Genomic DNA, 16,048 nt, shown 5'->3' with positions numbered 1-16,048 from the left:
AGTCTTTTTATTTTTTCTATTATTTAACTTTTTCTAGTTCTCTCTTAACCAATTTGCTCACAATATGTGGATTTGCCTTTCCTTCCATTTTTTTCATAACAAGACCTATAATAAATTTAACAGCTCTCTTTTTACCATTTTTATAGTCTTCTACAGCCTTTTGATTTTCATTTATAACAAGTTTTACAATTTTATTTATTTCATCCTCATTGTTATTTTGAAGAAGTTTTTTCTTTCTTGCTATTTTACTTGGACTTTCTCCTGTTAAAAACATTTCTTTTAGTATCTTTCTTCCAATATCATTTGATATCGTTTCAGAAACAACAAGTTCTATTAATTCTGCTAAATCTTCACTTCCAAATTTTATATCATCTATATTCATTGAATTTTTACTTAGCAATTTAAATATATATTCTACTATCCAATTTGCAACAACTTGAGGCCTGTTAGAAATTCTAACAGTATCTTCAAAAAAATTGGAAACACAAATATCCAAACTAAGTATATGGGCCTCATGTTTTGAAAGATTGTATTCCTTTATAAATCTCTTTTCCCTTTCATAGGACATCTCTGGAATTTTCTTTTTAATTTCTTCTATATACTCATCTGTTATATTAATGGTTACCAAATCTCCATCAGGAAAATACCTATAATCTTTTGAATACTCTTTTTCTCTTATAACTTCAGTTCTTAGCTTAGAATCATTCCACCTTCTAGTTTCTTGATTTATTTCTCCATGATTTTCTATTACAGAAATTTGTCTTTTATATTCATATTCAAGTGCTTTTTTAAGTGCTTTAAATGAGTTTATATTTTTTATTTCAGTTCTAATTCCAAGTTTTGTACTTCCTTTTTGTTTTACAGATATATTAGCATCACATCTTAGAGATCCTTCTTCCATTTTACAGTCAGAAATGCCTATTGAATAAACTATCTCTCTTAATTTTTTTAGATATAATACAGCTTCTTCAGAGCTTCTAATATCTGCCTCGGATACTATTTCAATAAGAGGTACACCAGCTCTATTGTAATCAATAAAGGTCCCTGATTTTCTATGTATAAGTTTTGCTGCATCTTCTTCAATATGTATTCTATTTATTCCTATTCTTTTATGTGTTCCATCTCCTAATTCTATCTCCATAAATCCGTTTCTACAAAGTGGAAACTTATCTTGAGTTATTTGATAATTTTTAGGGCAGTCAGGATAAAAGTAATTTTTTCTATCCATTCTACTCTTCCTTGATATAGTACAATTAAATGCAATTCCTGCCATTATAGCATACTCTACTACCTTTTTATTTAATCTTGGAAGAGAACCAGGAAGTCCAAGACATATTGGACATACATGGCTATTTGGAGCATCTCCAAATTTTGTACTACATCCACAATATATTTTTGTATTAGTTGAAAGTTCAACATGTACCTCTAACCCTACAACCATTTCAAATTTCAAATAGATTCACCTTCCTTTTCAATTGAATTCAGCATAGAAGGTTTCAACTTATGCCAATTTGTGGACTGTTCAAAGCTATATGCCAAATTAAATAACAAATCTTCTCTAAAATAGTTACTCATAAGCTGCATTCCAACTGGAAGTCCATCTACAATTCCACATGGAATAGATATAGCTGGAACCCCTGCTATATTTGCAGGTACAGCATAAATATCAGACTTATACATTGATATAGGATCTTTCTTTTCACCTATTTTAAATGCTGTTGTAGGAGATGTTGGACATATTATAGCATCAAACTCACTCATTATACTCAAGAATTCCTTCTTTATTAAGCTTCTCACTTTAAGTGCTTTTTTATAATATTTCTCATAATTTTCACTAGAAAGTACATAAGTTCCAATCATTATTCTCTTTTTTACTTCATATCCAAAGCCTTCACTTCTAGATTTAAAATATATATCCATTGAATCTTTATAATTATTTGCTCTGTGTCCATATCTTATACCATCAAATCTAGCAAAATTCGATGATGCCTCAGCACAACCTATTATATAATAAGCGGCAAGGGAATATTTTGATATAGGCATTGAACAGCACTTTACCTCTGCACCATTTTCTATGAAAACTTGTATAGCCTCTTCAATACATTTTCTAACCTTTGGATCTATTGTATCCTCAAAACACTCAATTGGTATTCCTATTTTCTTACCTCTTATATCATTAGACAAACTTTTGCTATAATCAGGTACTTTTATATCTGCAGTTGTAAAGTCCTTATCATCAACTCCTGCAATACATTGGGTCAGGAGCGCACAGTCTTCAACATTCTTAGACATTGGTCCTATCTGATCAAGGGTAGATCCAAAAGCTGTTAATCCATATCGAGATACCCTACCATAGGTTGGTTTAAGCCCTACTATTCCACAAACAGAGGCAGGCTGCCTTATAGATCCACCAGTATCTGTTCCAAGAGAAAGAGGACTTTCAAGTGATGCAACAGAGGCTGCTGGTCCTCCAGAAGATCCTCCAGATATTCTTTCAAGATCCCAAGGATTTTTAGTTATTTTAAAACAACTAGTTTCTGTAGAAGATCCCATAGCAAATTCATCCATATTTAGCTTTCCAATTATTATTCCATCTTCTCTTTTTATTCTTTCTACTGCAGTTGCATCATAAGGTGCTATATATCCTTCAAGCATTTTAGATGCACAGGTATTCTGCATTCCTGAAACGCTTATATTGTCTTTAATGGCCACTGGAATTCCAAATAATTTTCCAAGTTTCTCATTTGATGCCAATTTTAAATCTAGCTTTTTTGCAGTTTTTATTGCTTCATCTTCTGCTACATATAAATAGGCATCTAACTTTGGATCAAGCTTGTGTATTCTATCCAAATAAATTCTTACACACTCTTCTACTTTTATTTCCTTATTTAATATCATACTTTTCAATTTACATGCAGTAAAACTCATACTATACCTCTTTCTCAATATTTTATTAAATGCTCAATAGATCAATCATCAATAACTTGTGGTACTATTATATAATTGTTAATACTTTCAGGTGAATTTTTCATAACCTCTGATATATCTAATGAATCTTCCACAATATCTTCTCTGTATTTATTTTCAATATAATATGGATTTACAACTGGCTCTTCTTCTTCCACATCCAATTCATCTAATTTACTTACATAATCCATAATCTCACTTAAATCTTCTACAAGTCTATTTTGTTCAATTTCGCTAAATTTTAACCTTGCAAGTTTAGCTGTACATTTAACATCTTCAAGTGAAATTGACATCTTAAATTCCTCCTTTTTAGTTAACTTTTTATATAAAACAAAAGGGAACACTCAAAAGACTGTCCCCAAAAACTTAATAAACTTTCATATACATAAAAAATATGGTGATACCTGCTATTAATACACAAGTTAAAGGATATAGTATATTCTTGAAATTTTTTCTAAGCACCGCCATGTTTATAGACCATATTATCATAGTTACAACCATACTCAATTGAAGTGTATAATAGTTACTAAAATACTTTATATACACAAACTGATATGTAGTAAGAAGCGTTAATACTAGTGCAACTGTTGTAAATATAACACATATCCATCCTAATAAACTTAATGTATTCTTCATTTTTATCCTCCGATAATTAAGGTAAAAAATTAATTTAAAACACCAAATCAATTTTTATGATAAACCTTTTTAAATAGTTTGTAAATATAAAAAATTTCACTTTAAATACAAACTATAATAATTTCTCAAATTCACTTTCATTTAATATCCTAATTCCAAGTTTTACAGCTTTGTCATATTTTGAACCTGCCGACTCACCTGCTATAACATAATCTGTTTTCTTACTTACACTTTCTGATACTCTAGCTCCTAAATTTTGTAATTTTTGTTTTATAGTTGCCCTTGTATAATTTTTAAGCGTTCCTGTTACTACTACAGTTTTTCCATTAAATATACTTTCTTCAATTTTACTTTCTTTAAAATATGGTCTTACCCCAAGCTTTAACAATTCCTCTATATTTACTATTATATTATCCTGATGAAAAAATTCTACTATGGAATTTGAAACTTTATCTCCAATATCAGGAATATTTATAAGTTCATCATAAGTTGCCTTTCTCAAAGCATCTAAACTCATGAATTTATTTGAAAGATCTATTGCAGTTTTTTTACCTACATTTGGTATACCAAGTGCATATATAAATGATGCTAAATCACAATTTTTGCTTTTTTCTATAGAATCTATCAAATTTTGAGATTTTTTATCTCCAAATTTATCAAGTTTCATCAATTGTTCCTTAGTCAGCCTAAAAAGATCTGGTATTGATTTAATATTTAACTTTTCAAAGAGCTGAACTGCAGTTTTTTCGCTAAATCCTTCAATATTCATTGCTTCTCTACTTCCAAAATGAACAATGCTTTTTACAAGTTGTGGTTTACATGAAAGTGTATTTTCACAAAAGTAATGTACTCCATCTTTTACAAGTTCAGAATTACAATAGGGACAAAATTTAGGAACCTCAATTTCATAGCTGTCATAACTACTGTCTTGAACTACAGCAGTTATTTCAGGTATAACATCATTTGATCTTCTTAGAAACACCCTGCATCCTTTTTTAATCCCTTTTCTTCTTATATCATCTATATTATTTAGTGTAGCTCTTCTTATTGTAGCCCCTGCAAGCTCAACAGGTTCAAGTATTGCAGTAGGAGTAACTCTACCACTCCTTCCAACATTCCATTCAACATCTAAAAGCTTTGTAGTAGTTTCCTCAGCTTCAAATTTATAAGCTATTGACCATCTTGGGAATTTAACTGTATATCCAAGTACTTCTCTTGTTTTAATGTCATCTACTACAATTACTACTCCATCTATGTCATATTGGAGGTCATCTCTTATACTTTTTATATATAAAAGTTCATTTTTAATTTCCCCTATAGTACTACATTCTTTTATATAATCATCCTGTGGAAATCCCATTTCTCTTATGAAATTCATCATTTCAATATAATTTTTAAATGGTTTTCCTTCATTATATCCAACATCATAAAAAAATGCAGATAACTTTCTTCTTGCAGTTTCCTTAACATTTAAATTTCTAAGTGCACCAGCTGCTCCATTTCTCAAATTTTTAAGAGGTACTTCTGCTTTTTTATTATACTCTTCAAAAGCTTTTTTAGTCATTATAGCCTCTCCATGAACTTCTATTACACTGTTGTTTTTTATTTTAAGTGGAATTGACATTATAGTCTTAACTTGATTTGTAACATCTTCTCCTACCTCACCAGTACCCCTTGTAGCAGCTTTTATCATATTACCTGACTCATCATAAGTACAATTTATAGTAAGTCCATCAAATTTTTTAGTTAAAACATATTTTAATTTAGGTAGTTTATCATTATGTGTTAAATTATATTCATTTACAACTTTAACATTTCTCCTATGCCATTCATGTATTTCTTCTATAGTTTGAGCCTTATTCATACTCCACAATTTATTTTTATGCACATACTTTTCAAACTTAGGAAGTACAACATCTCCTACTCTCTGTGTAGGAGAATTTTCAAGAACTATTCCTGTATCTTTTTCAAGTCTTAAGAGTTCATCATACATTTTGTCATATTCCTTATCAGATACACTTGGATCATCTAGTACATAATACTCATAGGAATATTTATTAAGTTTATTTACAATATCTTCAATTTTTTTCAATTTATCATTACTATCAATCACAGTTACCACCTCATATTATATCCACTATCATACTGCTTCAAGCTGTGCCACTCCATACATAAGATTTTTTATTCCTCTTTTGTCAAAGGCTATTGTCAGTTTTATATCATCTCCGCTTTTATTTACACCTACTATAGTACCTATTCCAAATTTATTATGTTTTACTTTCATACCTGATTTTATATCTTCAATTTTAAGCTTATTGGTATTTTCTTTTTTTATAGACTCACTTTTTGGTAAATCTTTAAATTTATTAGAATCAACTAAAGAATTTTTTATACCACTTTTAGAAGAAGTCCACTGATTTGATTTATCTATAAATTTTCTAGACTTAGAACTCTGATTTTGAGCATTCTCATATTCTTTTAAGCTATCGGATATTTCATGTATAAAACTAGACTCACCATAATTTACAGTTCTACCAAATACTCTTCTACTTTCTGCAGAAGTCATATACAATTTTTCCTTAGCTCTAGTAATTCCAACATAACATAATCTTCTTGATTCTTCCATTTCCTCAGGATTGTCAATAGATTGATTACCTGGGAATATTCCATTCTCCATTCCTACCATAAATACCACTGGAAATTCAAGTCCCTTTGCACTATGAACCGTCATTATAACTACACTATCTGAATCTTCATCAAAATTATCTATATCAGACACAAGAGTTACTTTTTCAAGAAATGCAGACAAAGACTTGTCTTCTGATGATGCTTCAAACTCAACAGCTGCAGATACAAGTTCTTTTAAATTCTCTATTCTACTTATACAATCTGGATCCTTAGATGATTTAAGTTTATTCAAATATCCAGTTGTATCAAGTATCTCTTTTATAAGACTAGATACTGGTATTTCATCTCTACTTTTTATAAAACTATTTATAAGACTTACAAACTTTTTTATAGATGATACACTTCTCTTTGGCAAATTTATTACATCTTCTATATCAAGTAATACGCTATACATGCACTCGTCCATTGAAGATGCAAATTCTTGCACTTTATTTACAGTACTAGCTCCTATACTTCTCTTCGGCTCATTTATTATTCTTTTAAGACTTATATCGTCAAGAGGATTATTTATAAATTTTAAATATGATATTATATCTTTTATTTCTTTTCTATCATAAAATTTAAGACCACCAACTATTCTATAAGGTATATTATATCTCATAAATATATCTTCAAATACCCTAGATTGTGCATTTGTCCTGTAAAGTATTGCAAAATCACTATATTTTTTATTTTCCTCACGATAGAGCGTTTTTATTTGATTTGCAACATATATTCCCTCATCTAAATCCGAATATGCTCTATACACTTTTATCTTACTTCCACTGTCATTCTTTGTTCTAAGCACTTTTCTCTTTCTTTCAGAATTGTTACTTATTACATCGTTAGCAGCTTTTAAAATATTTCCCTTAGAACGATAGTTTTGCTCAAGTTTTATAACTTTTGCATTTGGATAATCTTTTTCAAAATCTAGAATATTTCTTATATCTGCACCTCTCCACTCATAAATACATTGATCATCATCACCAACTACACATATATTTTTATGTTCTTTTGAAAGGAGAGTTATAAATTCATATTGTGACTTACTTGTATCTTGATATTCATCTACCATTATGTACTTAAATTTTCTCTGGTAGAATTCAAGCACGTCCTCATGTTCCTTAAAAAGCTGAACTGTTTTGTATATTAAATCATCAAAATCAAGTGCATTATTATTTTTAAGCTTTTTCTGATATAAAATATATACATCTGCAATTTTATTTAATCTAAAATCTTTTTCGTGTTGACTTTTATACTTTTTAGGGGACACAAGACTATCTTTTTGGGAACTTATCTTGCTTATTATCTCCCTTGCACTTATAGTCTTTTCATCTATTTGTAGTTCTTCCATACACTGCTTTATTAGAACTTTTTGATCATAGCTATCATATATAGCAAAATTCTTATTATATCCAAGTTTATCTATTTCTCTTCTAAGTATTCTTACACAGCTGGAATGAAAAGTAGATATCCACATATTTTCAACTTCATTTCCTACAAGTTTTCTCAATCTATCTCTCATTTCATCTGCAGCTTTATTTGTAAAAGTTATTGCAAGAATCTTTGATGGATATATATTTAAATCCTTAATCATATGTGCTATTCGATATGTAAGGACTCTTGTCTTTCCAGAACCTGCCCCTGCCAATATTAAAAGTGGCCCTTCTATAGTATTTACTGCCTCATACTGTTCCTTATTTAAAAGATTTTTTAAATCCATAAAATCTCCTCTCCCTGCTTATCCCTTAAATTAATTAGAGTGATACTTTCTTTATGTTCTATATTATATCATTTTAAATATAGTTTAATCAGGAAAACAGAAAAATGTGCTAATTAAAAGCACATTTAATTATAAATCTCTATTTATATTTTAATCTCTCTAAAACTATTTTATAACCGTCACTTCCATAATTTAAGCATCTATTTACTCTACTTATAGTTGCAGTACTTGCTCCTGTTTCTGAAGCTATATCCACATATGTCTTTTTGTTTTTAAGCATCCTTGCAACTTGCAATCTTTGCTCTAAAGATTTTATTTCGTTTATTGTACATATATCCTCAAAGAATCTATAACATTCTTCTTTTGTTTTAAGAGAAAGTACTGCTTCACATAAAAAATCCATATCTTTACTTTGTAATTTGGATTTATACTCTTCCATAAGTTCAACCCCTTATATTCTTTTAAGTTATATCACTTTAATTCTATCATGTATTAATGCGTTAATCCATAAAATTCTTAATAATAAATCATAAATATAAATTATCCATATAATATATCTATACGCATTATATATTTCATATATATTTTATATTGAATGTAATATTGCATTTTACTCACATATTTTAAATTTTGATGAATAAATATAAAAATAATTAAAAAACAGCCTATTGGGGCATAGGCTGTTTGCTCATAAATAAAAAGGGGGCTATTTATTCCTTTATATTTACCCTTGCACTATTATTATAGTAAAATAATATAAAATTATCAAGTTGTTTATAAAAATATATTTGTTAACTTTATATTAATATGCTTGAAACTAATTCATGTTCACGCTATGTTTAACACTTTTCAATTCAAATTCGGACAATTCCCTATAACTTCCTTCATCTAAATCATCATCTAACTCTATAGGTCCCACTTTTATTCTCTTTAGATATACTACATTTTTTCCTAAAGATTCAAACATTCTTTTAACTTGATGAAACTTTCCTTCCTGTACAGTTACATTAACCATAGAACCATCCTTATCAGAATTTATAATTTCTAAATTTGCTGGCATACATTTGTATCCATCATCTAAGATTATACCCTTTTTAAAAGCTTCTATATCCTTTTCATCAACTTTTTTATCTATTTCAGCATAATAAACCTTGTCAATATGCCATTTTGGTGAAATCAATCTATGATTGATTTCACCATCATTGGTTATTATAATCAATCCAACTGTATCTTTATCAAGTCTTCCTACAGGAAATGGATTAAATGCTCTATGTTCAGGTTCAAGCAAATCTATTACAGTTTCATCATAACTGTCATAAGTAGCTGATACAACACCACTTGGCTTATTCATCAATATATATATGTATTTTTTATAATGGATTTGTTCATCATCTAATTCTATTTTATCTATATCCGGATTAACTTTTATTGAACTGTCCTTTACTAAACATCCGTTTATTTTTATTCGTCCACTTTTTACAATATTTTTAACTTCTTTTCTCGTTCCATATCCTAGATTTGCCAGAATCTTATCCAGTCTTTCCATAACTATATTTCCTCCTTCAATTTTATCTCCTAATATACAATACTACCTCATATAAATAAAACAGTCTATTAAATTCAGACTGTTTTACTATTATTATAATAACCTATTACTTTTTTAACATAATCTCGCGTTTCATATGGCAATTTTGAAATTCCAGATACACTATTAACTCCTCTTGATTGTAGTGTTCCATAACCTGCATTGTAAGCTGCAAGTGCCAATTCTTTTGAATTTCCGTACATATCAAGTAGCTCTCTTAAGTATTTTGTACCACCATCTACATTTTCTCCAATATCATATGGATCATTCACTCCAAGTTCAGCTGCAGTAGAGGGCATAAGTTGCATGAGTCCTTCTGCACCTGCAGATGATGTAGCCTTTGGATTAAAACCTGATTCTTGTTTTATAACAGACATTATAAGATTTCTATCCACTCCATATTTTCTAGAAGCATTATCTACAGCTTCATCTATAGTTAAATTACCACTTTTTATATCATTTTTTATTCCAGAATAAATTTTATTAAGCCTTTCTCCAGCACCATATCCAAGTTTACTTAAATCTTCATCATCTATATTAAACTTTGACAAATCTATGTTTCCATTACTGTCTGCCATTGCCTTAGTAATACTTTCCATAACAATCTGAAAAGAGTCAGAATCACCAAGTGAAGTTTTCAAAATTTGAGTCATCATTTGAAATTCTAACATTTTCTTTGCATAGTCATTATTTATATCAGATACATCTTCTATACTCATATTTTTCACCTACCTGCAAATTCAAAATATTATTTCAATTATGTTTAGTATTTTATAATTATCGTCATTAAATGTATAAACTTTATATTACTTTAAATTCAAATATATCATAATCTTCATAAGCATCTTTGCTATACTGATCCTTACACAATACCATTATCTTGTATTCGTCTTTTGTAAATGGTATAAAAGTATAGCTATTTTTTCTACTATAATTTTGAACTAATATCCAATTTCCCTTTTCCATAAGATAAAATTCATATAGTACATTTTTTCCACCTTTATTATTAGCATAAAATGTAATTGGCTCATTTGACACAAACTTATTTTTTTCACATACCAATTTTGTTTCAGTAATTGGTATAGTATCTCTTATCTGTATGTTCAAACGTTTCTTTGAATCAAATTCTGCATCACTTTTAATATTCTTTACCATAACTTCAAGAGTATATTTGCCGCTGCATTTAGGAACTATTACATAACTTTTTTCTTCTATAAAATCAGTTTCCTCTACCACATGTCCATTTATGCTCATAATATACTTTACTATTACATTTTTAGTATCTTGAGTTATTATAGATATGGATATTTCCTCTCCTACTATATAGTACTCCCTAATTGGATATAGTATATAATCAATATTGGCTGGTATATAATTAAACACCTGAATATTTTTGATTAGATGGCAATCATATTTCCTTTTGGAGTAACTATCTCTAACTAGTGCTTCAATTTCATACTCACCTTTTTCCCCGGGTATAAATTCAATCCAATTATTATAACTATAATCTACATTTTTCACTATCTTTCCAGATTTTTTTATTGAAAATCCATATTTAATATCATTTCCTCCAGATGCATAGACAACTGCCCTTATAGTTTGTCCTTTTAATATTTTGCCACTTGCATCTAATACCAAATCCTGTATATTTATCGGTTCACTACTCTTTTCATCTATAGTAAAATTCATATAATCACATGCTTCATAATCTTTATCACAGGATTTATCCTTTACAAATAGCATTATCTTGTATTTCCCAGGTAAACTACTTTTCCATATATAAGTTGATGATCTTATATAACCAGAATCAATATTTTGGTTTCCTTCAATTACATATCTATATAGAAGATTTTTTCCACCTGAAACCTGTGCAGATATAGTTATATCTGTGTCAGTAAGTTGTGGTGAATTTACATCTGTTGTAAAACTCTTTATTACTATTTCCTCATACTTTTTCACAGTAAAATTCAAAATTGCCCTATCATCAAATTTATTTGTAGAATACATATCCTTTGCAAAGCACAGGAGTTTATAATCTCCTTCTTTCTTTTCAACATAACTTACAGTCTTTCTAGTAGAATAATTTTGAATGCACTTAACTTCTCCATTTGAATTTATTTTAAAAAATTTATAAAGTATAGTTCTTCCTTCATCGTATTTAGATAGAACCTTAAAGCTTATCTCAGATTCTGAAATTAGTTCTTTATTTAGGCACTTAAAATCCACTATTTCCACTTTTTTTATTGGTGACACGAGAAATACTACCTTTTTGAAATCATCAAAATCACTTTTAGAAGAAATATCTTTGCATTCAACTAATATTTCTCCATTGCTTTCTGATCTCACTGTATATGTAAATGTATTTTCTGTAGAATAGTCCTTTACAAGACTCCAGTGATTTTCAACTTTTATCCAATACCTAAACATAAGAGGATATTTGTTTGTATCAACAAAAACCTTTATCTTATCTCCCAAAGTATATTTATCTTTATCTAAAATAATACTATTTATTAACTTTTCTTGGACATCCCCTACTATGTAATTCATTCTTGATATATAGTCAAAACTCTTATTTCCATCTTTTTTCTTTGCTTGAACCATAACTATATATTTGCCATCTTGTTTTGGAACCCATTCAACACTTTTATCACAAGTAAAATCTTTGATAACTTTCCATATTCCATTGAATCCTACCATATATTTATATAATAAATTCTCATCAAATCCATTTTCTACATTTATAGTAACCTTTGACTTTTCCTTCTGTGAATCATCAAGATTGCAACTTATAGCCAATTCATTCATATATATCATCCCCCGAATCAGTACATAATTTACACCCTAAACTCTATGAGTATATGCTAAATGTAAAAATATGCATATTAGTCACTTTAAATTATACTATAATTCCATATTATGTCATAGACTTTTTTTAATATTTATTAATTTAATTAAATTATTTCTGAGTCTACTATCATCTTGTTTAGTTCTCTTTTTCGGGTTTACTGTCTTTCCTCCACTACGTCTCACCTTTGAAGATATATGTCTTTCAAAAAGAAGCCTATCTATATTTTCATTATTGTATATATGACCCTTAGGACTTATTGCATATGCCTTCTTACCAAGTGCAATAGCTGCAACTCCATAATCTTGAGTTACAACTATATCCCAAGGCTCTACATCATTTACAAGTATCATATCAACACTTTGGAAACCGCTATCTACATATCTTACATCACTATAATTACTCTTTAGCACATGATTTATATCACAATACATTATAACCTTAATTTTATTGCAAGCTACTACATCTTCTATTATATCTCTTCCTGGACAGGCATCTGCATCTACTAATATTTTCATATTGAAATTATATCTCCCACTTAAAATTTTTTATGACTATTCCTTAACTTATTTTTATTTTCTTTTACAAAATTTATCTTTAGTAAAACAGTAATTATTGAAAGCACTCCACCGCACAAAATAGATATTAAAACTATTTCAACTATCTTAAGAAAACCAATATTTGATGCATTAAAAAAATTCACCAAGAAAAATAGGATTCCATAGAATATTAAATATTTTAAAAAAGTCTTTTTCATAAAATTAATCCCCCATTGATAATTATTAAATTCACTTAAAAACTATAAAACCCACTTCACTAGAGCACACATAATGAAGTGGGAAAGTAATAAAACTATTTAAGTCTTTCTTCTAATTCTTCCTTCTTATCCTCATATCCTGGTTTTCCAAGAAGAGCAAACATATTTTTCTTGTATGCCTCAACTCCTGGTTGGTTGAAAGGATTGATACCAGTAATATATCCACTTATAGCACAAGCTTTCTCAAAGAAATACACAGTATATCCAAAGTAATAAGCAGTTAATTCTGGTATATTTAAAATTATAGCTGGAACACCTCCGTCATTATGTGCAAGTACTGTTCCTCTAAAAGCCTGATGATTTACAAAATCCATTGATTTCCCAGCTAAGAAGTTAAGTCCATCAAGATTTTTTTCATCCTTTTCTATAACAACTTCTTTTCTTGGATTTTCTACATTTATGAAAGTTTCAAATAATATTCTCATTCCCTGTTGAATATACTGTCCCATTGAGTGAAGATCTGTTGAAAAATCTCCAGCTGCTGGGAACAATCCCTTATTGTCTTTTCCTTCACTTTCACCATATAGTTGTTTCCACCACTCTCCAAAATAGTGAAGACATGGTTCAAAGTTAACCATCATTTCTGTGGTCTTTCCCTTTCTATAAAGTGCATTTCTAGCAGCTGCATACTTATATGCATCGTTATTATCCAAATCATCAACGCTATATGCTTCTCTTGCATCTTGAGCACCTTGCATCATCTCATCTATATCTATTCCTGCTACTGCTATTGGTAAGAGTCCAACAGGTGTTAAAACAGAATATCTTCCTCCTACATCATCAGGAATTACAAAAGTTTCATATCCTTCTGCATCAGCTAATGACTTAAGCGCTCCCTTACTTTTATCAGTAGTTGCGTATATTCTCTTTTTAGCTTCATCTTTTCCATATTTTTTCTCTAGAAGCTCTTTAAATATTCTAAATGCAATAGCTGGTTCTGTTGTAGTTCCTGATTTTGAAATTACATTTACAGAAATATCTTTTCCTTCAACAGTTTCAAGTAAGTCAGCCATATATGTAGAACTTATATTATTTCCAACATAAAATATATCTGGACCATTTTTCTTATCTTTTGAAACACTATTATAAAAAGTGTGAGTAAGCATCTCTATTGCAGCTCTTGCTCCAAGGTATGATCCTCCAATTCCTATAACAACTAATACATCAGAGTCTGATCTTATTTTTTTTGCACAGCTCTTTATTCTATTAAATTCTTCTTTATCATAATTAACAGGAAGGTCAACCCAGCCTAAGAAATCATTTCCTGCTCCACTTTTATCATTCAACATCTTGTGTGCTGTTGAAACAAATGGTTTTAAATTTTCAATTTCACTCTTTTCAAGATATGGTTCTGTTTTACTTAAATCTAAAGTTATACCTTTTTTTGTCATTGTCATGCCTCCAATATTTATATTATTAGCTTTAATTAAAATTTTAGACTATTTAATTATACAAATCAACTAAATTGCAGCTTTTTTAAATAAATAAAATTTATTTATTTAAAATCTTTTATAAGTAAAATAGTTTTATATTTTTAACTAAAGGGCAAACTAGTTCTATTGCTACTTTAATATAAAAATGATACTATTTACTTGAAAATAAAATAATGTATTTTATTTAATAATATTGTAGGAAGGATGTTTTATTCATGGCTGTATTAAAATTATTAAGAGCTCCATTAAAGTATATTCAAGGCAGAGATTCATTATCAAATTTTTATGAAGAAACAAAAGATTTAGGATCTTCTTATCTGTTTATTTGTAGTAGAAGCGGATACAAAAATTGTCATGCAAAAATTGAAAAGAGTTTTGAAAATACTGACTGTAAACTTCATTTTGAAATTTTTGGTGGAATAAGTTCCAAAAGTGAAATTGAAAAAATGAGAAAGATTGTAAGAGATGAGAAAATTGAAGTAGTTGTAGGTGTAGGTGGAGGATCTGCCATTGACACAGCAAAAGCAACTGCTTACTATGAAAAATGTCCTGTTACTATTGTACCTACAGTAACTGCTACAGATGCTCCTTGTACTGGTCTTTCAGTTATTTATAAAGATGATGGTACTTTTGATAGTTACTTATTTTATCCAAGAAATCCAGAAGCTGTAATAGTAGATAGCGAAATAATTGCAAATGCCCCTGTGAAATTTCTTGTAGCCGGTATGGGAGATGCTTTAGGAACATATTTTGAAGCAAGAGCTTGCGTTAGAACTGATTCACCAAGTCTAGAAAACGGTGGTATTGCATTATCTGCTATGGCACTTTGTGAATTATGCTATAAAACTCTATTAAAATGCGGTTATCAAGCAAAGCTTTCCTGTGAAAAACATTTAATAACACCTGCTCTAGAATCTATTATTGAAGCCAATGTATATCTAAGTGGTGTAGGTGCAGACAATGGTGGTCTTGCAGTTGCCCATTCTGTATATAACGGATTTACTGCTTTAAAAGAATGTGAAAACACAATGCATGGACCTTTAGTTGCATACGGAACTATAGCTCAACTTATTTTAGAGAACGCACCAAGAGAAGAAATTAAACAGGTTATGGATTTCTGCTATAGCGTAGGACTTCCTATTACTTTAAAAGAAATTGGTGTAACTGATAAAGAAAGAGTTCATATAGCAACAGAAAAAGCTTGCGTTCCAGGTGAATCAATTCATAACTTAGTTGGAGATGTTACTCCTGATCAATTATATGATGCTCTATTAACAGTAGATCTCCTTGGACAAAATTATTTTAAATAATAAAAGTACTAAAGACAACTCCATTGAATTTTTCAGTGGAGTTGTTATTATATAGTTGTATTGTG

Annotated in this window: 14 protein-coding genes; 1 reads left to right on the top strand and 13 read right to left on the bottom strand. The window is 29.1% G+C overall.

Going from position 1 to position 16,048, the window contains the following annotated elements:
• Nucleotides 1–19: 19 nt before the first annotated feature.
• From gatB to H2684_RS05905, 13 genes are all read right to left on the bottom strand, one after another.
• On the bottom strand, nucleotides 20–1,453 hold the full coding sequence (gene gatB / locus H2684_RS05965; RefSeq protein WP_182088495.1) for an Asp-tRNA(Asn)/Glu-tRNA(Gln) amidotransferase subunit GatB: 1,434 nt from the start codon (nucleotides 1,451–1,453) through the stop codon (nucleotides 20–22).
• Nucleotides 1,450–2,928 (bottom strand): Asp-tRNA(Asn)/Glu-tRNA(Gln) amidotransferase subunit GatA, encoded by a 1,479-nt coding sequence (gene gatA, locus H2684_RS05960; RefSeq protein WP_182088494.1) that lies wholly within the window; start codon nucleotides 2,926–2,928, stop codon nucleotides 1,450–1,452. The genes gatB and gatA overlap by 4 nt, the downstream gene beginning before the upstream one ends.
• 41 nt (nucleotides 2,929–2,969) lie before the next feature.
• Nucleotides 2,970–3,260, bottom strand: a complete 291-nt coding sequence (gatC, locus tag H2684_RS05955) for an Asp-tRNA(Asn)/Glu-tRNA(Gln) amidotransferase subunit GatC (RefSeq protein ID WP_182088493.1) — start codon at nucleotides 3,258–3,260, stop codon at nucleotides 2,970–2,972.
• Between the two features lie 73 nt (nucleotides 3,261–3,333).
• Nucleotides 3,334–3,603: a hypothetical protein gene (locus H2684_RS05950; RefSeq protein WP_182088492.1), complete on the bottom strand. Its 270-nt coding sequence runs from the start codon at nucleotides 3,601–3,603 to the stop codon at nucleotides 3,334–3,336.
• Between the two features lie 112 nt (nucleotides 3,604–3,715).
• Entirely contained in the window at nucleotides 3,716–5,716 is a 2,001-nt protein-coding gene (gene ligA, locus H2684_RS05945; protein ID WP_347707523.1) for an NAD-dependent DNA ligase LigA, read from the bottom strand.
• A 27-nt stretch (nucleotides 5,717–5,743) separates the two neighbouring features.
• Nucleotides 5,744–7,993 (bottom strand): DNA helicase PcrA, encoded by a 2,250-nt coding sequence (pcrA, locus tag H2684_RS05940; protein WP_182088491.1) that lies wholly within the window; start codon nucleotides 7,991–7,993, stop codon nucleotides 5,744–5,746.
• Between the two features lie 139 nt (nucleotides 7,994–8,132).
• Nucleotides 8,133–8,432, bottom strand: coding sequence for a YerC/YecD family TrpR-related protein (locus H2684_RS05935; protein ID WP_182088490.1), 300 nt, complete (start codon nucleotides 8,430–8,432; stop codon nucleotides 8,133–8,135).
• A gap of 378 nt (nucleotides 8,433–8,810) precedes the next feature.
• Complete coding sequence (locus H2684_RS05930; RefSeq protein ID WP_182088489.1) at nucleotides 8,811–9,539, bottom strand: pseudouridine synthase; 729 nt, start codon at nucleotides 9,537–9,539, stop codon at nucleotides 8,811–8,813.
• A 74-nt stretch (nucleotides 9,540–9,613) separates the two neighbouring features.
• Nucleotides 9,614–10,297 (bottom strand): lytic transglycosylase domain-containing protein, encoded by a 684-nt coding sequence (locus H2684_RS05925; protein WP_182088488.1) that lies wholly within the window; start codon nucleotides 10,295–10,297, stop codon nucleotides 9,614–9,616.
• Between the two features lie 82 nt (nucleotides 10,298–10,379).
• Nucleotides 10,380–12,383, bottom strand: a complete 2,004-nt coding sequence (locus tag H2684_RS05920; RefSeq protein ID WP_182088487.1) for a triple tyrosine motif-containing protein — start codon at nucleotides 12,381–12,383, stop codon at nucleotides 10,380–10,382.
• 114 nt (nucleotides 12,384–12,497) lie between these two features.
• Nucleotides 12,498–12,941 carry a YaiI/YqxD family protein gene (locus H2684_RS05915; RefSeq protein ID WP_182088486.1) on the bottom strand — a complete coding sequence of 148 codons (444 nt, stop codon included), beginning with the start codon at nucleotides 12,939–12,941 and terminating at the stop codon, nucleotides 12,498–12,500.
• 20 nt (nucleotides 12,942–12,961) lie between these two features.
• Complete coding sequence (locus H2684_RS05910) at nucleotides 12,962–13,180, bottom strand: hypothetical protein (RefSeq protein ID WP_182088485.1); 219 nt, start codon at nucleotides 13,178–13,180, stop codon at nucleotides 12,962–12,964.
• A gap of 95 nt (nucleotides 13,181–13,275) precedes the next feature.
• Nucleotides 13,276–14,631, bottom strand: coding sequence for a glucose-6-phosphate isomerase (locus H2684_RS05905; protein WP_182088484.1), 1,356 nt, complete (start codon nucleotides 14,629–14,631; stop codon nucleotides 13,276–13,278).
• A gap of 257 nt (nucleotides 14,632–14,888) precedes the next feature.
• Between H2684_RS05905 and H2684_RS05900 the strand changes: the two genes are divergently transcribed.
• Complete coding sequence (locus tag H2684_RS05900; RefSeq protein ID WP_182088483.1) at nucleotides 14,889–15,983, top strand: glycerol dehydrogenase; 1,095 nt, start codon at nucleotides 14,889–14,891, stop codon at nucleotides 15,981–15,983.
• Nucleotides 15,984–16,048 lie beyond the last annotated feature (65 nt).

Origin of the sequence: Clostridium sp. cel8 (genome assembly GCF_014050525.1) — a bacterium.
Taxonomy (GTDB): Bacteria; Bacillota; Clostridia; order Clostridiales; family Clostridiaceae; genus Clostridium_B.
This window is presented reverse-complemented; position numbering and strand designations above follow the sequence as displayed.